Raw genomic sequence first — 21778 nt, forward strand, 5'->3', positions numbered from 1 at the left:
TCACCGGTCGAAGTCCAGCTCCACCTTCTCCGTCACCGCGTGCGACTGGCACGCCAGCACGTATCCGGCCTCCGTCTCCTCCCGCTCCAGCGCGAAGTTGCGGTCCATGCGCACCTCGCCGGAGACCAGGAAGGCCCGGCAGGTGCCGCACACGCCGCCCTTGCAGGCGTAGGGCGCGTCGGGGCGGTTGCGCAGCACGGTCTCCAGCAGCGACTCGCCGTGCTGCACCGCCCAGGTCCCGCCGCGGCCGTCGAGCCGAGCGGTCACCGTGCTGTGCGCGGGACCGGGCCCCGGGGCGGCGGCCGGGGCGGCGTCCACGTGGAAGATCTCCTCGTGGATACGGCCGCGCGGCACCTCCAGGCCGCGCAGTGCCCGCTCGGCCTCCTGTACCAGCCCGTACGGCCCGCACAGGAACCAGCCCGCCACGTCGCCCACCGGCAGCAGCGCCGGCAGCAGGCCCGTCAGGCGCTCCCGGTCCAGCCGCCCGGACGGCAGCCCCGCCTGCTGCTCCTCCCGGGAGAGCACGGTCACCAACTGGAGGCGCTCGGGGAAGCGGTCCTTCAGGTCGGCGACCTCTTCCAGGAACATCGTCGAGGCGGTCGTACGGTCGCTGCGTATCAGGCAGAACCGGGCTCCGGGCTCCTGCGCGAGCAGCGTCGCGGCGATCGAGAGCACCGGCGTGATCCCGCTGCCGCCGACGATCGCGGCGTACAGCCCGGGCGCCGGGTCGAGGGTGAAGCGGCCGGCCGGTGTCATCACCTCCAGCTCGTCGCCGATGTCGATCTCCTTGAGGGCGTACGTGGAGAAGGCGCCGCCTTCCACCAGTCGCACGCCCACCCGCAGGCTGCGCGGCCCCTCGCCGTCCCTCGGTGCGGGGGAGCAGATCGAGTACGTCCGCCGGATGTCGACGCCGTCGACCGTGCGCCGCAGGGCGATGTGCTGCCCGGGCGCGTACCGGAACTCCTCGCGCAGCTCCGGGGGGACCTCGAGCGTGACGGCCACGGAGTCGTCGGTGAGCCGGTCGACCGCGGTCACCGGGAGCGTGTGGAAGCGGGCCATCACAGCTCCTTGAAGTGGTCGAACGGCTCACGGCACGCCAGGCAGCGCCGCAGCGCCTTGCACGCGGTGGAGGAGAAACGGCTCAGCAGCTCGGTGTCGGCGGACCCGCAGTGCGGGCAGCGGACGGGCTCCGGCTCCTCGGTGAGCGTGCGCGTCGGGCCCAGCTCCAGCGGCACCGGCCCGGAGTCCGTCCGTACGCGGGGCGGTGCGATGCCGAACTCCCGCAGTTTGCGGCGGCCTTCCGCTGTGATGTCGTCGGTCGACCAGGCCGGCGTCAGCACCGTGCGGACGGTGACCTCCCGGATGCCGTGCTCGTGCAGCGCGCGCTCTATGTCCGCGGACATCGCCTCGAGGGCGGGGCAGCCGGTGTACGTCGGGGTCAGCTCGACGTCGACCGCGTCCTTGCCGCGCAGGCGCACCGCACGCAGCACGCCCAGCTCCCGCAGGGTGAGCACGGGCAGCTCGGGGTCGGGGACCGAGCCGGCGATCGCGACGAGTTCCTCCTCCAGGGCGGTGGTGGTCACCATGACGCCCCCGGGTGGCTGCGGTGCAGATGCTGCATCTCGGCGAGCATCCGGCCGAACGGCTCGGTGTGCACGCCCTGCCGGCCCGCGCCCGCGCTCCACGCACCGGAGCGCGGTCCTTCGGGGAGCGTGAGCGTCGCGCGGCGCAGGACCTCGCCGACCGACTCCAGCCAGGCCGCCCTCAGCTGCTCCCCGTCGACGTCCAGGCCCTCCACCGGCTGGAACATCTCGCCGGTGTACCGCCACAGCGCCTCGCACGCCCGCCGCATCCGCTCATGGCTCTCGTCCGTGCCGTCGCCGAGCCGCAGGGTCCACTGCGTGGCGTGGTCGCGGTGGTAGGCGACCTCCTTGACGGCCTTCGCCGCGAGCGGGGCGAAGGGGCCGTCGCCGGCCGCCAGGCGGTCGTAGAGAAGGTGCTGGTAGGTGGAGAAGTACAGCTGGCGGACGATGGTGTGGGCGAAGTCGCCGTTCGGCTGTTCCACCAGCTGCAGGTTGCGGAAGGCGCGCTCCTCGCGCAGGTACGCCAGCTCGTCCTCGTCGCCGACCAGCGACAGCAGCACCCGGGCCTGGCCGAGCAGGTCCAGTGCGATGTTGGCGAGGGCGACCTCCTCCTCCAGGACGGGGGCGTGGCCGGCCCACTCCCCCAGCCGGTGGGAGAGCACCAGGGCGTCGTCGCCCAGGGCGAGGGCGGCCGTCGTGGGAACCGTGGTCGTCACAGGTGCTTCACTCCCTCCGGGATCTCGTAGAACGTCGGGTGGCGGTAGGGCTTGTCCGCGGCCGGCTCGAAGAACGGGTCCTTCTCGTCGGGGGAGGACGCCGTGACGGCCGAGGAGGGCACGACCCAGATCGAGACGCCCTCACCGCGCCGCGTGTACAGGTCGCGCGCGTTGCGCAGGGCGAGCTCCGCGTCCGGGGCGTGCAGGCTGCCCGCGTGGGTGTGGGACAGGCCACGGCGCGAGCGCACGAAGACCTCCCACAGGGGCCAGTCGGTGTTCGTCATGCGCGCGTAGCTCCCGTCTCGCTGTGCTTGGCCGCGTACGCCGCGGCCGCCTCCCGTACCCAGGCGCCCTCTTCGTGCGCCCGCCTGCGCTGGGTGATGCGCTGCTCGTTGCACGGGCCGTTGCCCTTGAGGACCTCCCAGAACTCCGTCCAGTCGATCGGCCCGAAGTCGTGGTGCCCCCGTTCCTCGTTCCACCGCAGGTCCGGGTCGGGGAGGGTGAGCCCGAGGGACTCGGCCTGGGGGACGCAGATGTCCACGAAGCGCTGGCGCAGCTCGTCGTTGGAGTGCCGCTTGATCTTCCAGGCCATCGACTGCGCCGAGTGCTGCGACTCGTCGTCGGGCGGGCCGAACATCATCAGGGACGGCCACCACCAGCGGTCCACCGCGTCCTGCGCCATCGCGTGCTGCTCGGGGGTGCCGCGGCTGAGGGCCAGCAGCAGCTCGTACCCCTGGCGCTGGTGGAAGGACTCCTCCTTGCAGATGCGGACCATCGCGCGCGCGTACGGCCCGTAGGAGCAGCGGCACAGCGGCACCTGGTTGGTGATCGCGGCGCCGTCCACCAGCCAGCCGATCGCGCCGACGTCCGCCCAGGTCAGCGTGGGGTAGTTGAAGATGGAGGAGTACTTCTGGCGGCCCCTGTGCAACTTGTCGAGGAGCTCGTCGCGGCTGGTGCCGAGCGTCTCCGCCGCGCTGTACAGGTACAGCCCGTGGCCCGCCTCGTCCTGGACCTTGGCCATCAGAATGGCCTTGCGGCGCAGCGAGGGCGCGCGGGTGATCCAGTTGGCCTCCGGCTGCATGCCGATGATCTCGGAGTGGGCGTGCTGGGCGATCTGCCGGACCAGCGTCGCCCGGTAGGCGTTGGGCATCCAGTCGCGGGGTTCGATGCGCTCGTCGGCGGCGACCGCGGCGTCGAAGGCGCGCTCGTACGCGGCGGTGGCGGCTGTGCCGTCCCCGTCGCCGTACGACGCGGTGCGGTCCGTCTTCTGCGCGGCTGCTGTCGCCATGAGGCCCCCTCGACCTTTGGGTCTGCCCGGAGCTTGCTCCCGACCGATCGTTCGGTTCGTGCGAATCCATGGTCGGACGAGCGCCGTAAGGTGTCAACCGCTGTGGAAAACCCGTCGGCGCGGCTGTGGACGAGCTGATCGAACGGGCTGTGCCCGCCGGGTCGGCCTGAGTACCGTTCGCCTGCGAGGGGACTGCCGGGCGGCGGAGACGGAACGGACCGGGATCGGAATCGGGGCGCAATGGACGCGCAGGGCGCGAAGGACACGTACGACAGGGGTGGTGCAAGCGTCCCGCACGCCCGCAGCGGGCGGGGCGCGCCCGACGGCGTGCGCGAGCCCGTGCCGGGTTCCGCCCGCACCGGCGTCGCCGCCCTCTCCCCGCGCTACCAGATCGGTGTGGTGCTGGCCCTCGCCGTCGTCGCGGTCACCGTCTGCGTACACCTCGGGATGGTCTTCCTGCACGTCGCGCCGTCGAACACGGTCACCAAGCAGCACGGCGAGGCGGTCGAGGAGTGGATCTACCCGGAGTTCGAGCAGAACTGGAAGCTGTTCGCGCCGAACCCGTTGCAGCAGAACATCGCGGTACAGGTCCGGGCCGAGATCCGAACGGGTGACGGCGGCAGCCGCACCACCGGCTGGTACGACCTGACCGCGCAGGACGGCCGGGCCATCGACGGCAACCTGCTGCCGAGCCACGCCCAGCAGAACGAGCTGCGCCGCGCCTGGGACTTCTTCAGCGCCACCCACGACGGCGACAACCGCCCCTCGGGCATGCGCGGCGCGCTGAGCGAGACCTACCTGCGACGGATCGTCGTGCTGCGCCTTCACCGCGCGGACGCGGTGGAACCGGGCGCCGTCGTCGACCGGGTCCAGGTCCGCTCCCGGACCACCAACGTCCGACCGCCCGAGTGGAGCGAGGAGCGCATCTCGCTCGAGCCGGTGGACCGGTTGCTGCCCTGGTGGCCGGTGCCGGTCGACGAGGCCCAGGGGGGTGCCCGGTGAACCGCTTCGCCCTGGCCCTCTCCCGGGGCATCGCCCGGATCACCGAGTCCGCCCTCGGCCCGTACCAGACCGCCGTGATCCGTATCGGCCTCGCGGTGACCTGGCTGCTCTTCCTGCTGCGCGAGATCCCGCACCGCCAGGAGCTGTACGGCCCCGACGGCCCGTGGGGCTGGGACCTCGCCGAGCAGCTGATCGCCGCGAACGGCGCCTTCAGCGCCCTGATGTGGACCGACGGGCAGCTCTGGTTCGAGACCGTCTACGCGTTCGGCGTGCTCGCCAGCCTGCTGCTGGCGCTGGGCTGGCGCACCCGCACCATGTCCGTGCTCTTCATGGTCGGCGTGCTGTCGCTGCAGAACCGCAGCGTCTTCGTCGGCGACGGCGGCGACAACGTCCTGCACCTGATGTCCCTGTACCTCGTGTTCACGCGGTGCGGCCAGGTGTGGTCGCTGGACGCGCGGCGCGCCCGGCGGGCACGGCAGGCACACGCGCGTGGGGAGCGCCTCACCGACCGGACCGGCCCCCTGCTGTGGGGCGTGCTCGGGCTGGTGCTGTCCGTCGTGACCGCGGTGGGCCGCCTGGACGGCGACTGGCTGGTGCCGGCGCTGCTGTGGGGCGTCTGGGTGGCGCAGGCCCTGTGGTGGCTCGTCGGGCGTCTCACGCGCACCGGTGAGCCGCGCATCCTGCTCGACGTGGTCGCCAACATCCTGCACAACGGCGCCCTGGTCGTGATCATGGCCGAGGCCTGCCTGATCTACGCCACGGCCGGCTGGTACAAGGTCCAGGGCTCCCGCTGGCAGGACGGCACCGCGGTCTACTACCCCCTGCACCTGGAGTACTTCTCGCCCTGGCCCGCCCTCGCCGACCTGCTGTCGGCCAGCGGCACCGTGGTCATGCTCGTGACGTACGGGACCGTGGCCGTCCAGGTCGCCTTCCCGTTCACGCTGTTCAACCGGCGGGTCAAGAACGTCCTGCTGGCCGTCATGATCACCGAGCACGCCGTGATCGCCGTGGTGCTCGGGCTGCCCTTCTTCTCGCTGGCGATGATCGCGGCGGACGCGGTCTTCCTGCCGACGCCGTTCCTGCGCGGTCTGGGCGACCGGGCCGCACGCACGCGCGCGCGGCTGCTCCGGCGCGGTCGCCCGAAGGTCCCGGCGCAGCGGACCCCGGACACCGCCGAACGCGGCGAGGACGCCGAGCAGGCCCACGTAGGCTTCAGGGCATGAACGACCCCGTGGGCGGGGGCTCCAGTGGCTTCGCGCAGCAGCCGGTGAGCGTCTGGCGCAGCCTCGCCGGCACCGCCGTGCTGCTCGACGGCTTCCACGCCCTCAAGCACGCCCTGCGCTTCGGAGCCGAGGTGCCGGTCGCGGTCACCGCCGACCGCGAGGCCGCGCTCGCCCTCGCCGACGAGCTGGCCCCGGACGTACGGCAGGCCCTGGCCGCGCTGCTCACCGAGGTCCCGGAGACGACGTACGCCTCCCTGGTGCCGCGCCCGCATCCCACCGCCGTGGCCGCACTGGCGGTACGGCCCTCGCGCGAGGGCAACCTGCGGGCGCTGGCCCGCACGCCGCGCGGCGCGCCTGTCGTGGTCCTCGACCAGCCGCGCAACCTCGGCAACGCCGGGGCCGTGATCCGGTTGGCGGCCGGTTTCGGGGCGACCGGCGTGGTCACGACCGGCACACTCGACCCCTGGCATCCCACGGTCGTCCGCGGCGGCGCGGGGCTGCACTTCGCGACCGCCGTGGAGCGGCTGGACGTCGGTGAACTGCCGCCCGGGCCGCTGTTCGCCCTCGACCCGGAGGGCGAGGACATCCGCGGCCTGAAGCTGCCGGACGACGCGCTGCTCGCGTTCGGTTCGGAGCGCAGCGGCCTCTCGGCGGCCGTACGCGCGCGTGCCGACCATCTGGTGGCGTTGCCGATGCGCCCCCAGGTCTCCAGCTACAACCTCGCGACCAGCGTGGCCATGACGCTGTACCACTGGAGCGCGACCGGGGGCGCCGCGTCCTGAAGGGTCACGCCTCCCGGCGTACCTCCACCACCCGGAAGCGGTTCGCCACGAACGCTCCGTCGGTCAGAGCGGAGTTGGCCGCCGGGTTGCCGCCCGAGCCGTGGAAGTCGGAGAAGGCGGCGGTCTGGTTGACGTACACCCCGCCGGTCAGGTTCAGCGAGAGCTGCGCGGCCTCCTCCAGGCAGGCCTCCTCGACCGCCCGCTCGACGTCCTCGTCGGTCGTGTACGCGCCGACCGTCATCGCGCCCTTCTCCCGCACGGTGCGGCGCAGCAGCTCCACCGCGTCCATGGCGGAGTCGACGGCGACGGCGAAGGAGACCGGCCCGAAGCACTCGCTCATGTAGGCGGCCTCGTCGTCCGGCTTGGCGCCGTCCAGCTTGACGATGACGGGCGTGCGGACCACCGCCGCCGGGAAGTCGGGGTTGGTGACCACCCGGGAGGCGAGGGCGACCTCGCCGAGACCGGCCGCGGCCTCCAGACGGGTCTTGACGTCCGGGTTCACGATGGCGCCGAGCAGCGCGTTCGCGCGCGCGTCGTCGCCGAGCAGCCCGTCGACGGCCTGCGCGAGATCGGCGACCACCTCGTCGTAGGACTTCGGGCCCTGGTCGGTGCGGATGCCGTCGCGGGGGATGAGCAGGTTCTGCGGGGTGGTGCACATCTGGCCGCTGTACAGCGACAGCGAGAACGCCAGGTTGGACAGCATCCCCTTGTAGTCGCCGGTCGACTCCACGATCACCGTGTTGACGCCGGCCTTCTCCGTGTGGACCTGCGCCTGGCGGGCGTTGGCCTCCAGCCAGTCGCCGAACGCCGTCGAGCCGGTGTAGTCGATGATCCGGATCTCGGGGCGGACGGCGAGGGTCTTGGCGATGCCCTCGTCGGGGCGCTCGGCGGCCAGCGCGACCAGGTTCGCGTCGAAGCCGGCCTCGGTGAGCACCTGGCGCGCGACCTGGACGGTGAGCGCGAGCGGCAGCACCGCGCGCGGGTGGGGCTTCACCAGGACCGCGTTGCCGGTGGCCAGCGAGGCGAACAGGCCCGGGTAGCCGTTCCACGTCGGGAAGGTGTTGCAGCCGATCACCAGGCCGATCCCGCGCGGCACCGCGGTGAAGCGCTTGGTCAGCGCGAGCGGGTCGCGCTTGCCCTGCGGCTTGGTCCACTCGGCGGTGTCGGGGGTGCGGACCTGCTCCACGTACGCGTACGCCACCGCCTCCAGGCCGCGGTCTTGCGCGTGCGGGCCGCCCGCCTGGAACGCCATCATGAAGGCCTGGCCGGAGGTGTGCATGACCGCGTGCGCGAACTCGTGGGTCCGGTCGCTGATCCGCTTGAGGATCTCCAGGCAGACCATAGCGCGCAGCTCCGGGCCCGCGTCGCGCCAGGCGCGCTGCCCGGCCCGCATGGCGGGCAGCAGCACGTCGAGGTCGGCGTGCGGGTAGCTGACGCCCAGGTCGAGGCCGTACGGCGAGACCTCACCGCCCACCCAGTCGTCCGTGCCGGGCTGGTCCAGGTCGAGGCGGGTGCCGAGCAGGGCGTCGAAGGCGGCCTTGCCCGCGGCCGCGTCCAGGCTGCCGTTCTCCCCGTAGGCCTTGGGGTGCTCGGGGTGGGGGGACCAGTACGCGCGCGTGCGGATCGCTTCCAGCGCCTGATCGAGGGTGGGCCGGTGCTGGGCGATCAGCTCGTGGGCGGTGAGTTCGGCGGCCATGCGGGACCAACTCCTCGTCTTGTGAGCTCTCCGTCGAGCTCATGACCTGGGCAGAAACATGGGCAGGATCAGGCGGTCAGAGTTAGAGTAACCGAACGATCGGTCGGTTCAAGGGGGTCCGCCGCATCTGTGGAAAACCCCGTGCGGGAGGATCGCGTCCATGACAGCACTCGACCTCAGCAGCCCCGTGGCCGTCGTCGGCACCGGCACCATGGGTCAGGGCATCGCCCAGGTGGCGCTGGTCGCGGGCCACCCCGTACGGCTGTACGACGCCGTGCCCGGGCGCGCCGGCGAAGCCGCCGCGGCGATCGGCGCCCGGCTCGACCGGCTCGTCGAGAAGGAACGTCTCACCGCCGCCGACCGGGACGCCGCGCGCGCCCGCCTGCTGCCCGCCGAGAGCCTCGCCGAGCTCGCCGACTGCGCCCTTGTCGTGGAGGCCGTCCTGGAGCGGCTGGACGTCAAGCAGGACCTGCTGCGCGAGCTGGAGGACGTGGTCGCCGAGGACTGTCTGCTCGCCACCAACACCTCCTCCCTGTCGGTGACCGCCATCGGCGGCGCCCTGCGCGTTCCGGGCCGCTTCGTCGGCCTGCACTTCTTCAACCCCGCCCCGCTGCTGCCGCTGGTCGAGGTGGTCTCCGGGTTCGCCACCGACGTCACCTCCGCCACGCGCGCTTACGAGACGGCTCGCGCCTGGGGCAAGACGCCGGTGGCCTGCGCGGACACCCCGGGCTTCATCGTCAACCGCATCGCCCGGCCCTTCTACGCCGAGGCCTTCGCCGTCTACGAGGCGCACGGCGCCGACCCCGCCACCATCGACGCGGTACTGCGCGAGTGCGGCGGCTTCCGGATGGGCGCCTTCGAACTGACCGACCTCATCGGGCAGGACGTCAACGAGTCCGTGACGCACTCCGTGTGGCAGGCCTTCTTCCAAGACGTCCGCTTCACGCCGTCGGCGGCCCAGCGCCGCCTGGTCGAGTCGGGCCGGCTCGGCCGCAAGTCGGGCCAGGGCTGGTACGACTACCGCGACGGCGCCGAGCGCGCCGAACCGCACACCGCGGAAGCCGCCCGGCCCCCCGCGTACGTCGTCGCCGAGGGCGACCTGGGGCCCGCGTCCGAGCTGCTCGCGCTGATCCGCGAGGCGGGCATCCAGGTCCGCGAGGAGGACGAGGACCACGGCACCCGGCTGGTGCTGCCCGGCGGCGGTCAGCTGGCGCTCGCCGACGGCCAGACGTCGGTGGAGTTCCGGGACGTCGTCTACTTCGACCTCGCCCTCGACTACCGCCGGGCCACCCGTGTCGCCCTGTCGGCGTCGCAGGACACCTCCCCGCAGACCCTCGCCGAGGCCACCGGCCTGTTCCAGGCGCTCGGCAAGAAGGTCAGCGTGATCGGCGACGTCCCCGGCATGATCGTCGCGCGCACGGTCGCGCGGATCGTCGACCTTGCGTACGACGCCGTCGCCAAGGGCGTCGCCACCGAGGAGGACATCGACACCGCGATGCGCCTGGGCGTCAACTACCCGCTCGGTCCCTTCGAATGGAGCCGCCGCCTCGGCCGCAGCTGGGCGTACGCCCTCCTCGACGACCTGCACCTGCGCGACCCCTCCGGGCGCTACGCGCCCTCCCTCGCGCTCTACCGCCACGCGTACGCCACCGACAAGCGGGAGGGCAGCACGTCATGACCACCGCCAAGCGCGACACGTACACCCCGGAGACGCTGCTGTCGGTAGCCGTCCAGGTCTTCATCGAGCGCGGCTACGACGGCACCTCCATGGAGCACCTCTCCAAGGCGGCCGGCATCTCCAAGTCGTCGATCTACCACCACGTCACGGGCAAGGAGGAGCTGCTGCGCCGGGCCGTGAGCCGGGCGCTGGACGAGCTCTTCGGGATCCTCGACGAGGAGCACGCGCGCGTGGGGCGCGCCGCCGAGAGGCTGGAGTACGTCGTGCGGCGCATGGTCGAGGTGCTCATCACCGAACTGCCCTACGTCACCCTGCTGTTGCGCGTGCGGGGAAACACGGGCACCGAGCGGTGGGCGCTGGAGCGGCGCCGCGATTTCGACCACCGGGTCGCCGAGCTGCTGAAGGCGGCCGCCGCGGACGGGGATGTGCGCGGCGACGTGGAGGTGCGGCTCGCCACGCGGCTGGTCTTCGGCATGATCAACTCGATCGTCGAGTGGTACCGGCCCGACGGGCGAGGCATGGGGGAGCGCGAAGTCACCGACGCGGTCGTGCAGTTGGTGTTCGGGGGACTGCGCCGGGCGGCCTGACGTCGGCCCGAGGCGCGGGCGGACGCGGCGAGGACGGGTTGACCCTCCTTCCGGTGCCGCACCGCCGGTAACGGCGCGGACCGAGGGTCGCGGCACACGGCCCCGGGCCCGGCTGCGCGCCGCTCCCCGTGGCGTTCACGCCGCCGCCCGGCACCGCGATGGTGCGCCGCCCCGGCCGGGCGGCAGGCGAGCCCGGCCGCCGACTGACGGGCCCTCAGCCCTGCGGCTCCAGGTCCTCCTCCTCGAACACCAGCAACGTGCGTGTGCTCAGCACCTCGGGAATCGCCTGGAGCCGGGTGAGCACCAGCTCGCGCAGCGCCCGGTTGTCCGGGGTGTGCACCAGCAGCAGCACATCGAAATCGCCCCCGACGAGGGCGATGTGCGAGGCGCCGGGCAGCTGTCTGAGCTGCTCGCGCACGGTGCGCCAGGAGTTCTGGACGATCTTCAGAGTGATGTACGCCGACGTCCCGTGGCCCGCGCGTTCGTGGTCGACGCGGGCCCCGAATCCACGGATGACGCCGTCCTCGACGAGCCGGTTGATGCGGGCGTAGGCGTTGGCCCGCGAGACGTGCACGCGCTCGGCGACGGACCGTATCGACGCGCGGCCGTCGGCCTGGAGCATCCGCAGGATGTCCTGGTCGATCGCGTCGAGGGGACGCGGCGGCAGGACAGCACCGGCCTCCGTCCCTTCGGCCATTTGTTCAGATGCCATGTCCCCCCGCCTCTCTACCATGGACGTAATGCGTCCATCTCAGGTTGTGGAGAACCGTTTGTCCACAGCCCGGGGCCGCCTGTAGCCAAAATGTGCCGTCGACCGAACAATCGGTAGGTGAGGCGCATCACAGACCGCGCCTCCCCGAAGCCGCTCCCACGAGGAGGTGCCGTCATGACGGTCATGGAGCAGCGTGGCGCGTATCGGCCGTCGCCACCGCCCGCCTGGCAGCCCCGCACCGACCCCACGCCGCTGCTGCCCGACGCGGCTCCGTACCGCGTGCTCGGCACCGAGACGGCCGGCAAGGCCGACCCCGAGCTGCTGCGCCGGCTGTACGCACAGCTGGTCATCGGCCGCCGGTACAACGCGCAGGCCACCGCCCTCACCAAGCAGGGCCGCCTCGCCGTCTACCCGTCCAGCACCGGCCAGGAGGCCTGCGAGGTCGCCGCCGCACTGGTCCTCGAGGACCGTGACTGGCTCTTCCCCAGCTACCGCGACACCCTCGCCGCCGTCGTCCGGGGCGTGGACCCCGTCGAGGCCCTCACCCTGCTGCGCGGCGACTGGCACACCGGCTACGACCCGTATGCCCACCGTGTCGCCCCCCTGTGCACCCCGCTCGCCACCCAGTTGCCGCACGCCGTCGGCCTCGCGCACGCCGCCCGCCTCAAGGGCGACGACGTGGTCGCGCTCGCGATCGTCGGCGACGGCGGCACCAGCGAGGGCGACTTCCACGAGGCGCTGAACTTCGCCGCCGTCTGGCAGGCGCCGGTCGTCTTCCTGGTCCAGAACAACGGCTTCGCGATCTCCGTCCCCCTCGCCAAGCAGACCGCCGCGCCCTCCCTGGCCCACAAGGCCGTCGGGTACGGCATGCCGGGTCGCCTGGTGGACGGCAACGACGCCGCCGCCGTGCACGAGGTCCTCACCGACGCCGTACGTCACGCGCGCGCGGGCGGCGGTCCGACGCTCGTCGAGGCGGTGACGTACCGCCTGGAGGCCCACACGAACGCGGACGACGACAAGCGCTACCGCGCGGACTCCGAGGTCGACGCCTGGCGGGACCACGACCCGATCGCGCTCCTGGAGCGGGAGCTGACCGAGCGCGGCTGGCTCGACGAGGCCGGAGTCCGGGCCGCGCGCGAGGACGCCGAGGCGCTCGCCGCCGACCTGCGCGCCCGTCTGAATCAGGATCCCGAGCTCGACCCCATGGACCTGTTCGACCACGTCTACGCCGAGCCGACCCCGCAACTGCGCGAGCAACAGGCCCTGCTGCGGGCCGAGTTGGCGGCCGGGCAGGAAGGGGAGCTGTGATGACGACGGTCGCCGTGAAGCCCGCCACCATGGCCCAGGCCCTCACCCGCGCGCTGCGCGACGCCATGGCCGCCGACCCGTCCGTGCACGTCATGGGTGAGGACGTCGGCACCCTCGGCGGCGTCTTCCGCATCACCGACGGGCTCGCCAAGGAGTTCGGCGAGGACCGCTGCACGGACACCCCGCTCGCCGAGGCGGGCATCCTCGGCGCGGCCGTCGGCATGGCGATGTACGGGCTCAGGCCGGTCGTCGAAATGCAGTTCGACGCGTTCGCCTACCCGTCGTTCGAGCAGCTCGTCAGCCATGTGGCGCGCATGCGCAACCGCACGCGCGGGAAGATGCCGCTGCCGATCACCATCCGCGTCCCCTACGGCGGCGGCATCGGCGGCGTCGAACACCACAGTGACTCCTCCGAGGCGTACTACATGGCGACTCCGGGGCTCCATGTCGTCACGCCCGCGACCGTCCCCGACGCCTACGGCCTGCTGCGCGCCGCCATCGCCTCCGACGACCCGGTCGTCTTCCTGGAACCCAAGCGCCTGTACTGGTCGAAGGACGTCTGGAACCCGGACGAGCCGCAAAGCGTTGAACCCATCGGCCGCGCGGTGGTGCGGCGTTCCGGCCGGAGCGCCACGCTCATCACGTACGGCCCGTCGGTACCCGTCTGCCTCGAAGCCGCCGAGGCGGCCCGGGCCGAGGGCTGGGACCTCGAAGTCGTCGACCTGCGCTCCCTGGTGCCGTTCGACGACGAGACGGTCTGCGCCTCGGTACGACGGACCGGGCGAGCGGTCGTCGTCCATGAGTCGGGCGGGTTCGGCGGACCGGGCGGGGAGATCGCGGCCCGGGTCACGGAGCGCTGCTTCCACCACCTGGAGGCGCCGGTGCTGCGCGTGGCCGGGTTCGACATCCCCTATCCGCCGCCCATGCTGGAGAGGCACCATCTCCCTGGCGTCGACCGCATCCTGGACGCCGTGGCGCGTCTGCAATGGGAGGCCGAGAGCTGATGGCACAGGTGCTGGAGTTCAAGCTCCCCGACCTGGGAGAAGGGCTCACCGAGGCGGAGATCGTGCGCTGGCTGGTCCAGGTCGGCGACGTCGTCGCCGTCGACCAGCCGGTCGTCGAGGTGGAGACGGCCAAGGCGATGGTCGAGGTCCCCTGCCCCTACGGCGGCGTGGTCACGGCCCGCTTCGGCGAGGAGGGCACGGAACTCCCGGTGGGCGCACCGCTGCTGACGGTTGCGGTGGGGGCCCCGGGTGACGCGGGCGCCGGGACGGACGCGGGTTCCGGGCCGGCCCGGAGCGTGGCCGCCGAGCCGGGGCCGGGTTCGGCGCAGGGCACGGGCCTCGGATCAGGTGCTGCCGACGGTACGGCCGTCTCTTCGGTCAACGGCTCCGGCACGCGGACGGGCGGCGGCTCCGACACCGCGTCCGGCAACGTCCTCGTGGGCTACGGCACGGGCGCCCCTCCGGCGCGGCGCCGCCGGGTGCGGCCCCAGGCCCCGACAGTTCCCCCGAGGGCCTCCACGACTGCCCAGGCGCGGGCTGCCACGTCCCCGGCGTCCCCCGGATCGCCCCTCGACACCCGCGCCAACGGCGACGCCGCCCGTGGCGAGGGTCCCGTGCCCGTCATCTCCCCCCTCGTGCGGCGGCTCGCCCGCGAGAACGGGCTGGATTTGCGCGAGCTGACGGGCTCCGGACCGGACGGGCTGATCCTTCGCGCGGACGTGGAGTACGCGCTGCGGGCCGCCGCCGCGCAGGGGCGTTCCGCCCAGCCGCGCACCGAGGCGCCCGCACACATGGCCGCACCGGTGCAGGCCGGGCCGCACGCCCGCGTGGCCCCCGCCGCGGACGGCGTCACCGCGCCTCCCGCACCGGCGCCCGCCCCGGTCACCTCCGCCCCCGCGCACGGCGTCCGCGTCCCGCTCAAGGGCGTGCGGGGTGCCGTCGCCGACAAGCTCTCCCGCAGCCGGCGGGAGATCCCGGACGCTACCTGCTGGGTGGACGCGGACGCGACGGAGCTGATGCGGGCGCGCACCGCGATGAACGCGGCCGGCGGTCCCAAGATCTCCCTGCTCGCCCTGCTGGCCCGGATCTGCACCGCCGCGCTCACCCGCTTCCCGGAGCTGAACTCCACGGTCGACATGGCGGCCCGGGAGATCGTCCGCCTCGACCGGGTGCACCTCGGCTTCGCCGCGCAGACCGAGCGGGGACTGGTCGTGCCGGTCGTCCGGGACGCGCAGGCGCGGGACGCCGAAGGGCTGACCGCGGAGTTCGCCCGGCTCACCGAGGCGGCCCGGGCCGGAACCCTCACCCCCGCGGAGCTGACCGGCGGCACCTTCACGCTGAACAACTACGGCGTGTTCGGCGTCGACGGCTCCACGCCGATCATCAACCACCCCGAGGCGGCCATGCTCGGCGTCGGCCGCATCGTCCCCAAGCCGTGGGTCCACGAGGGCGAACTGGCGGTGCGGCAGGTCGTGCAGCTGTCGCTCACCTTCGACCACCGGGTGTGCGACGGCGGCACGGCGGGCGGTTTCCTGCGCTATGTCGCGGACTGCGTGGAACAGCCGGCGGTGCTGCTGCGCACCCTGTGATCGGGCGGTGCGCCCGCATTCCCCGGGACGGCGGGCGGACCGCATACTCAGGGGGTGAGCGACAACCAGCCTGCCGGCCCCGCGGCCGGCCAAGTCGGCGGCTACGACGCGGTCGTGCTCGCCGGCGGGGCCGCGCATCGGCTCGGCGGGGCCGACAAGCCCGGCGTACGCGTCGGCGGGCGCCCGCTGCTGGACCGGGTGCTCGCCGCCTGCGCGGACGCCCGGACCACCGTGGTCGTCGCCGATCCGAGGCCGACGGCCCGGCCCGTGACCTGGGTGCGGGAGGACCCGCCCGGCGGCGGCCCGCTCGCGGCCCTCGCCGCCGGCCTGCCGCTGACCGGAACCGACCGGGTGGTGGTCCTCTCCGCGGACCTGCCCTTCCTCGGCGAGCCGACGGTCGAAGGACTGCTCGCCGAGCTGGACGCGGGCACGGCCGACGGGGTGCTGCTCACCGATCCCGGCGGCCGGGACCAGCCACTCGTCGCCGCCTATCGCGCACCACGCCTGCGCGGAACCCTCGCGCACCTCGGAGCCGAGCACGGCGGGCTCACCGGCCTGCCCCTGAGGCTCCTCACCGCCGAACTGAACCTCACCCGCGTCCCCGACCCCGTCGCGTCCTTCGACTGCGACACCTGGGACGACATCGCCACTGCCAGGGCACGCATCAGGGAGCATGGGCTCGTGTTGGATGAATGGATCTCCGCAGTCAAGGACGAGCTGGGCATCGACCTCGACGTCGACACCGGTGTCCTGCTCGACCTCGCCCGCGACGCGGCGCACGGGGTGGCACGCCCCGCGGCCCCGCTGACCACCTTCCTCGTCGGCTATGCCGCGGCCCGCGCCGGCGGCGGCCCCGAAGCCGTCGCGGAGGCCTCGCGCAAGGCCACCGCCCTGGCGCTGCGCTGGGCGGAGGAGGACGGCCCGGCCGAGGGCGCCGCCACCGACACCGGGGCCGCGACCGAAGCCCACCCGGACGCCGGATGACTGCCCCCGGCATCCGTGACGGCGAGGACGTCGAGGACCGGGACGTGGAGGAGGCACTGGCACTCGTGAGGCAGGACCGGGACAGGACCCGTCAGCGGGACAGCGCCCCCGGCAGGGCCGACGCCTCCCCCGGGGACGGTGCCCCCGTGAGGGCCGACGCGTCTCACCAGGACCGCATCCCTGACCGCGACAGCACACCCCACCGCGGCAGCGCCGCCGACCGGCACGTCGCCCCCCGCTCCGGTCACACCCCCGCCCACGACGGTCCGGGCGCCCCCGACCGGCCCGCCGACCCGGGTACGTCCGCCCAGCAGTCACCGTCCGGCACCACCCAGCCACAGCCGCCCGGCGCCCCGCAGCCGCCCCGCGCCACCGGCTTTTGGGCCCGCACCGCCCACTCCCGCGCCGCCGACTCCGACCGGCACCACGAGGCCACCCCCTGGCCGGAGGCCCGCGACATCGCCACCCGTGCAGCCCGAGGCGGCGTCCGCCGCGAGTCCGCCCCGCTCCCGCTCGACGCCGCCCTCGGCCTCACCCTGGCCGCTCCACTCACCGCGCTCACCGACCTCCCCTCGTTCGACACCTCCGCGATGGACGGCTGGGCGGTCGCCGGTCCCGGTCCCTGGAGGCTGCGGGACGAGGGCGTGCTCGCGGGCCATGCGGCGCGCACGCCCCTCGACGACGGCGAGGCCGTCGGGATCGCCACCGGCGCCCGGATCCCGCCGGACACCACCGCGGTGCTCCGCAGCGAGCACGGCCGGGTGGACGACCGGGGCAGGCTGCACGCCACCCGCGAGCCCGGTCACGGCCAGGACATCCGCCCGCGCGGCCAGGAGTGCCGCAGCGGCGACCAGTTGCTGCCGTCCGGCACGCTCGTCACGCCCGCTGTGCTCGGGCTCGCCGCGGCCGCCGGATACGACGCCCTCACGGCCGTCCCGCGGCCCCGCGTCGACGTCCTGGTCCTCGGCGACGAGCTGCTCACCGAGGGGCTGCCGCACGACGGCCTCATCCGCGACGCCCTCGGCCCCATGCTGCCGCCCTGGCTGCGATCGCTCGGCGCCGAGGTCACGGGCGTGCGGCGGATCGGCGACGACGCGGACGCCCTGTACGAGGCGATCACGTCCAGCGAGGCCGACCTCGTGGTCACCACCGGCGGCACCGCCTCCGGGCCCGTCGACCATGTCCACCCCACCCTGCGTCGCATCGGCGCCGAGCTGCTGGTCGACGGCGTCAAGGTGCGACCGGGCCACCCCATGCTGCTGGCCCGCACCAGGCAGAACCAGCACCTCGTCGGTCTGCCCGGCAACCCCCTGGCCGCCGTCTCCGGTCTGCTCACCCTCGCCGAGCCCCTGCTGCGCACGCTCGCGGGACGTGCGCCGCAGGAAGCGAACGCGCTGCCCCTGAAGGAAGCCGTGCACGGGCACCCGTACGACACCCGGCTCGTTCCCGTCGTCCTGCGCGGTGACCGCGCCGTGCCGCTGCACTACAACGGTCCGGCCATGCTGCGCGGCGTCGCGGCCGCCGACGCCCTCGCGGTCGTGCCGCCGGGCGGCGCACGGCCCGGTCAGTCGGCGGAGATCCTGCGCCTGCCGTGGGCCACGGAAGGGGTCCGCGGGCGTTTCACGTGAAACATCGGCCACGCACCGCAGTCACCCCTCCGGCCCGTCACACCGCGGGGACCGGTCGGCTCACCGTGATGACCCGGTCCCCCGACCGGAGCTCCGTCCGCCGCGCGTCGGTGTAGTCCAGGATCTTCCTGTCCCGGACGACCGCGACCACCAGGTCGGCGCACTCCCGGGGGGTCCGGCCCGCCTCCTCCGCGGTCACTGGCCGCTCGATGAGGTCCATGCCGCTGCCCAGGGTCATGAGGTCCTCCAGCGTCCGGGCCACGGCCGGGCTCGCGGTGAATTTACCGAGCAGCCGGCCGGCCGAGCTGGAACTCGTCACGACGGTGTCCGCGCCGCTCTGCTTGAGCAGCGGCACGTTCTCGTCCTCGCGGACCGCCACGACGATCGTGGCGTGCCGGTTCAGCTGGCGCGCGGTGAGAGTGATCAAGGTGGCCGTCTCGTCGCGCTGAGGGGCGACAATCACGCGGGAGGCGCGGTGAATCTCGGCCTTGAGCAGGGTCTCCGAGCGGGTGGCGTCGCCGGTCACCGCCACCAGCCCGTCGTCACCGGCCGCGTCGGCCGTCTTGCGCTGGGCGTCCACGACGACGATCCGGTCCTTGCCGATGCCCTGCCCGACCAGGGTCTGCACGGCGTGCCGTCCCTTCGTCCCGTAGCCGACCACCACGACGTGATCCCGGGTGCGTGAGCGCCAGCGGTGGATGCGGACCTGCTGGCGGGTGCGCTCGGTCAGCACCTCCAGGGTGGTGCCGACCAGGATGATCAGGAACAGCACGCGCAGGGGTGTGATGACGAAGATGTTGGTGAACCGGGCGGAGTCGCTGACCGGGGTGATGTCGCCGTATCCGGTGGTGGAGAGGGTGACGGTGGCGTAGTACGCGGCGTCGAGCAGGTCGAGGGAGCCGTCGGAGTTGTCGTTGTAGCCCTCGCGGTCGAGATAGACGATCAGCACGGTGACGATCAGCACCGCCGTCGCCATGAACAGGCGCTTGAGGACCTGCTGGAGCGGCGGCACGACGTTCTGCACCGGCATGGTGATGGCGCGGCCCGCCTCGGCGTCGGCGCGGGCCTCCTTGCGTGAGCGGCTCCAGAGGGACCGCAGCAGTGCGGACCTCGCCCGCTTCGCGGCTGGATGCTCGTCGTCCTTCATCGCTGGCCCCCTGCGGCGTCGTCCTGACAGTCGGGTCCATCGTTCCGCACGGCGTCCGGCGCGGTCTCCGCGCCCCCCGGCTGACGCGCCGACCGGGGTGGGCTCCCACCGGGTCGGTCGGTAGCGTCGGACCCGACGTCCGGGCGCCGTACCCCGGTCCGATGGCCCGCACACCACGCTGGAGGTTCTCCTTGCGCGACCACACCGTCGTCGTCGGCTTCGGTACGAAGGGCCGGGCCGCGATCCACGCGGTCTGTGCCTCGGGGCTGAAGAAGGAACAGGTCGTCGTGATCGACCCCAGCGCCAAGGCGATCGACGCGGCCACGGCCGCCGGATACGCCGCCGTGCTCGGGGACGCCACGCGCAGCGACGTGCTGAAGCGGGCCGAGGTGCAGCGGGCGCTGCGGGTCATCATCGCGACCCAGCGCGACGACACGGCCGTCCTGGTGGCGCTGACGGCCCGGCAGCTCAACCAGGGCGCGACGATCGTGGCCGCGGTGCGCGAGGAGGAGAACGCGCCGCTGCTGCGGCAGTCCGGCGCCGACGAGGTCATCACCAGTGCCGGCGCGGCCGGGCGCCTGCTGGGTCTGTCCGTGCTGAGCCCCGCCGCGGGCCTGGTCATGGAGGACCTCATCCGCGAGGGCAGCGGGCTCGACGTCGTCGACCGGCCGGTGACCAGGGCCGAGGTGGGCCTGAGCCCGCGCGAGACGGAGGACCTGGTGATCAGCGTCGTCCGCGGGCACCGGGTGCTGCACTACGACGATCCGGCCGTCCACACGTTGGAACTGACGGACCGGGTGATCACCATCGTGCCGCGGGCCGCACCGGACAACCGGCGCGGCCCGCAGCGGTGAGCCGGCGCGCGAGCGGGCCTGCTCACGCCGGTGGATGAGAGGGCCGGTGGACGAGCCGCGCCGGTGGACGAGCCAACCTACTTGCGGTTGTACAGCCGCATCGTGATCGGTCCGAAGACCAGCACGAACACGCCCGCCCACCCCAGCGACCAGGCGACCTCGTCGGTGGGCCACTCTCCGGCCATCAGTCCCCGCACCGCGGAGGCCAGATGGGTGACCGGGCTGTTGTTGACGAACGCCTGGAGCCAGCCCGGCATGGTCCGCGGGTCGACGAAGACGTTGGACAGGAAGGTGAGCGGGAAGATCACCATCATGCTGACGCCCATCACCGACTTCTCGGTGCGCAGCAGCAGCCCGAACATCGTCCAGATCCACGAGAACGCGAACGAGAAGACCACGAGCAGCACGATCCCGGCGATCACGCCGCCGAGCCCGCCGTCCGGCCGGTATCCGAGGACCATCCCGACGGTCAGCATCACCACGGACGCGATGGTGTAGCGCAGCGCGTCGCCGAGCAGATAGCCGACCATCGTCGACGGACGCCAGATGGGCAGGCTGCGGAACCGGTCGAAGACGCCCTTCTCGATGTCCGTGTTGACCGACACACCCGTGTACATCGTGATCATCACGACCGACATCACCAGGATGCCCGGCAGCAGGAACTGGATGTACTCCCGCGGCGAACCGGCCAGCGCCCCGCCGAACAGGTACGTGTACATCAGCACCATCATGATCGGGAAGGCGGTGACGTCGAAGAGCTGCTCCGGGACGTGCTTGATCTTCAGGATCGCCCGCCAGCCGAAGGTGAGCGACGCCGACAGGGCGCTCGGCCGCGGCGGCCGTTCCCCGCCCACGAGCAGGGCGGCCAGCGACTCGGTGCTGACGGGGGCGAGTTCCCTGGTCTCGGTGCTGGTAGCGGTGCTCATGCGGCTGCCCCGTCCTTCGCGTCGTGAGCCTGCGGCTCGTCGTGCACCGTGGTGTCGTGCCCGGTGAGGGCGAGGAAGACCTCGTCCAGGCTGGGCTGGCCCAGCGAGAAGTTGTCGACGACGACGCCGGCGCGGGCCAGTTCGGCGAGCGCCGCGGCGGCCTGCTCGGCGGCGCCCCGGCCGCCCGGGGCACCGGCGCCGACGCGCGCGGTCAGCGCCACCGGGTCCGGTTCCAGTTGCACGTCCGCCTGGAGCACCTGCCGCAGCACCCGGGAGGCCTCCGGCCGCTGCTCCGCCTCGCGCAGCCGCAGGTGCACGGAGCCGGCGCCGACGGAAGCCTTCAGCTCGCCCTTGGTGCCCTCGGCGATCACCTTGCCGCGGTCGATGACGGCGATCCGGGAGGCCAGCTGGTCGGCCTCGTCCAGGTACTGCGTGGTCAGCAGCACGGTCGTGCCCTGGGCGACGACCGCGCGCACGATGTCCCACACCTGGTTGCGGCTGCGCGGGTCGAGACCGGTCGTCGGCTCGTCCAGGAACAGCAGGTCCGGCGTGTTCAGGATGGACGCGGCGATGTCGATGCGCCGCCGCATGCCGCCGGAGTAGTTCTTGACCTGCTTTCCGGCCGCGTCGGACAGTCCGAAGGCCTCCAGCAGCTGGGCGGCGCGCTCCCGCGCGGCCCTCTTGTGGTGACCGAGGAGACGGCCGAGCAGGACCAGGTTCTCGGTGCCGGTCAGGTCCTCGTCCACGGACGCGTACTGCCCGGTCAGGCTGACCCGGCCGCGTACCTCGTCCGCCTCCCGGACGACGTCGTGGCCGAAGACATGGGCCTCGCCGCCGTCCGGCCTGAGCAGGGTGGCGAGCATCTTCACGGTGGTGGTCTTCCCGGCGCCGTTCGGACCGAGGACGCCGTAGACCGTGCCGGTGGGCACGGCCAGGTCGACGCCGTCGACGGCCCTCGTCTCGCCGAACGTCTTCACCAGGCCCGCGGTCTCGATGGCCAGACCGGGCGTCTGCTGGCTCATGGTTGGGGTGTCCTTCCGCGTACGTGGGCTACGCATGGGCAGACCTTCA

General features: G+C 73.0%; 20 protein-coding genes and 1 pseudogene. 11 read left to right on the forward strand and 10 right to left on the reverse strand.

Annotated elements, in window-relative coordinates:
- Genes IPT68_RS18655 through paaA form a run of 5 tightly spaced genes read right to left on the reverse strand, consistent with a single transcriptional unit; the run spans position 1 to position 3587 of the window.
- Positions 1–1059: a 2Fe-2S iron-sulfur cluster-binding protein gene (locus IPT68_RS18655; protein ID WP_189695946.1), complete on the reverse strand. Its 1059-nt coding sequence runs from the start codon at positions 1057–1059 to the stop codon at positions 1–3.
- Positions 1059–1586 carry a 1,2-phenylacetyl-CoA epoxidase subunit PaaD gene (gene paaD, locus IPT68_RS18660; RefSeq protein ID WP_189695945.1) on the reverse strand — a complete coding sequence of 176 codons (528 nt, stop codon included), beginning with the start codon at positions 1584–1586 and terminating at the stop codon, positions 1059–1061. Before paaD ends, IPT68_RS18655 begins: the two co-directional genes overlap by 1 nt.
- The gene (gene paaC, locus IPT68_RS18665; protein ID WP_189695944.1) at positions 1580–2299 is read right to left on the reverse strand and encodes a 1,2-phenylacetyl-CoA epoxidase subunit PaaC; all 720 of its coding nucleotides are present in this window, start codon (positions 2297–2299) and stop codon (positions 1580–1582) included. Before paaC ends, paaD begins: the two co-directional genes overlap by 7 nt.
- Positions 2296–2583: a 1,2-phenylacetyl-CoA epoxidase subunit PaaB gene (paaB, locus tag IPT68_RS18670; RefSeq protein WP_189695943.1), complete on the reverse strand. Its 288-nt coding sequence runs from the start codon at positions 2581–2583 to the stop codon at positions 2296–2298. Before paaB ends, paaC begins: the two co-directional genes overlap by 4 nt.
- On the reverse strand, positions 2580–3587 hold the full coding sequence (paaA, locus tag IPT68_RS18675; RefSeq protein WP_189695942.1) for a 1,2-phenylacetyl-CoA epoxidase subunit PaaA: 1008 nt from the start codon (positions 3585–3587) through the stop codon (positions 2580–2582). Before paaA ends, paaB begins: the two co-directional genes overlap by 4 nt.
- 240 nt (positions 3588–3827) lie before the next feature.
- Here paaA and IPT68_RS18680 point away from each other — a divergent pair, with 240 nt between their 5' ends.
- The 3 genes from IPT68_RS18680 to IPT68_RS18690 are packed head-to-tail and all read left to right on the forward strand — an operon-like array spanning position 3828 to position 6594.
- Positions 3828–4589, forward strand: a complete 762-nt coding sequence (locus IPT68_RS18680; RefSeq protein WP_228039751.1) for a DUF5819 family protein — start codon at positions 3828–3830, stop codon at positions 4587–4589.
- A complete protein-coding gene (locus IPT68_RS18685) occupies positions 4586–5812 on the forward strand; it encodes an HTTM domain-containing protein (protein WP_189695941.1) in 1227 nt (408 codons plus the stop codon). The genes IPT68_RS18680 and IPT68_RS18685 overlap by 4 nt, the downstream gene beginning before the upstream one ends.
- Entirely contained in the window at positions 5809–6594 is a 786-nt protein-coding gene (locus tag IPT68_RS18690) for a TrmH family RNA methyltransferase (RefSeq protein WP_189695940.1), read from the forward strand. Before IPT68_RS18685 ends, IPT68_RS18690 begins: the two co-directional genes overlap by 4 nt.
- A gap of 4 nt (positions 6595–6598) precedes the next feature.
- Here the strand turns inward: IPT68_RS18690 and paaN are convergent, their stop codons facing one another.
- Positions 6599–8290: a phenylacetic acid degradation protein PaaN gene (paaN, locus tag IPT68_RS18695; protein ID WP_189695939.1), complete on the reverse strand. Its 1692-nt coding sequence runs from the start codon at positions 8288–8290 to the stop codon at positions 6599–6601.
- A 160-nt stretch (positions 8291–8450) separates the two neighbouring features.
- Between paaN and IPT68_RS18700 the strand changes: the two genes are divergently transcribed.
- Positions 8451–9968, forward strand: coding sequence for a 3-hydroxyacyl-CoA dehydrogenase (locus tag IPT68_RS18700; RefSeq protein WP_189695938.1), 1518 nt, complete (start codon positions 8451–8453; stop codon positions 9966–9968).
- Complete coding sequence (locus tag IPT68_RS18705) at positions 9965–10555, forward strand: TetR/AcrR family transcriptional regulator (protein WP_189695937.1); 591 nt, start codon at positions 9965–9967, stop codon at positions 10553–10555. Before IPT68_RS18700 ends, IPT68_RS18705 begins: the two co-directional genes overlap by 4 nt.
- A gap of 214 nt (positions 10556–10769) precedes the next feature.
- Here the strand turns inward: IPT68_RS18705 and IPT68_RS18710 are convergent, their stop codons facing one another.
- On the reverse strand, positions 10770–11267 hold the full coding sequence (locus tag IPT68_RS18710; RefSeq protein WP_373300483.1) for an Lrp/AsnC family transcriptional regulator: 498 nt from the start codon (positions 11265–11267) through the stop codon (positions 10770–10772).
- 174 nt (positions 11268–11441) lie between these two features.
- Between IPT68_RS18710 and pdhA the strand changes: the two genes are divergently transcribed.
- Genes pdhA through IPT68_RS18735 form a run of 5 tightly spaced genes read left to right on the forward strand, consistent with a single transcriptional unit; the run spans position 11442 to position 17780 of the window.
- A complete protein-coding gene (gene pdhA / locus IPT68_RS18715; RefSeq protein WP_189695936.1) occupies positions 11442–12575 on the forward strand; it encodes a pyruvate dehydrogenase (acetyl-transferring) E1 component subunit alpha in 1134 nt (377 codons plus the stop codon).
- Positions 12575–13579: an alpha-ketoacid dehydrogenase subunit beta gene (locus tag IPT68_RS18720; protein ID WP_189695935.1), complete on the forward strand. Its 1005-nt coding sequence runs from the start codon at positions 12575–12577 to the stop codon at positions 13577–13579. Before pdhA ends, IPT68_RS18720 begins: the two co-directional genes overlap by 1 nt.
- Entirely contained in the window at positions 13579–15168 is a 1590-nt protein-coding gene (locus tag IPT68_RS18725; RefSeq protein WP_189695934.1) for a dihydrolipoamide acetyltransferase family protein, read from the forward strand. The genes IPT68_RS18720 and IPT68_RS18725 overlap by 1 nt, the downstream gene beginning before the upstream one ends.
- A 54-nt stretch (positions 15169–15222) precedes the next feature.
- Positions 15223–16152 (forward strand): NTP transferase domain-containing protein, encoded by a 930-nt coding sequence (locus IPT68_RS18730; protein WP_189695933.1) that lies wholly within the window; start codon positions 15223–15225, stop codon positions 16150–16152.
- The gene (locus IPT68_RS18735; protein ID WP_228039752.1) at positions 16149–17780 is read left to right on the forward strand and encodes a molybdopterin molybdotransferase MoeA; all 1632 of its coding nucleotides are present in this window, start codon (positions 16149–16151) and stop codon (positions 17778–17780) included. Before IPT68_RS18730 ends, IPT68_RS18735 begins: the two co-directional genes overlap by 4 nt.
- 37 nt (positions 17781–17817) lie before the next feature.
- On the opposite strand, the gene IPT68_RS18740 is transcribed toward IPT68_RS18735, so the two are convergent.
- Positions 17818–18927 carry a potassium channel family protein gene (locus IPT68_RS18740; protein WP_189695932.1) on the reverse strand — a complete coding sequence of 370 codons (1110 nt, stop codon included), beginning with the start codon at positions 18925–18927 and terminating at the stop codon, positions 17818–17820.
- 167 nt (positions 18928–19094) lie between these two features.
- Between IPT68_RS18740 and IPT68_RS18745 the strand changes: the two are divergent.
- Positions 19095–19781 (forward strand): annotated as a pseudogene (locus tag IPT68_RS18745) (potassium channel family protein); the annotation flags it as partial.
- Between the two features lie 77 nt (positions 19782–19858).
- Here the strand turns inward: IPT68_RS18745 and IPT68_RS18750 are convergent.
- Together IPT68_RS18750 and IPT68_RS18755 are read right to left on the reverse strand one after the other, a co-directional pair.
- Complete coding sequence (locus IPT68_RS18750) at positions 19859–20707, reverse strand: ABC transporter permease (protein WP_189695931.1); 849 nt, start codon at positions 20705–20707, stop codon at positions 19859–19861.
- On the reverse strand, positions 20704–21729 hold the full coding sequence (locus tag IPT68_RS18755) for an ATP-binding cassette domain-containing protein (protein WP_189695930.1): 1026 nt from the start codon (positions 21727–21729) through the stop codon (positions 20704–20706). Before IPT68_RS18755 ends, IPT68_RS18750 begins: the two co-directional genes overlap by 4 nt.
- Positions 21730–21778 lie beyond the last annotated feature (49 nt).

Origin of the sequence: Streptomyces chromofuscus, from assembly GCF_015160875.1 — a bacterium.
Lineage (GTDB): Bacteria > Actinomycetota > Actinomycetes > Streptomycetales > Streptomycetaceae > Streptomyces > Streptomyces chromofuscus.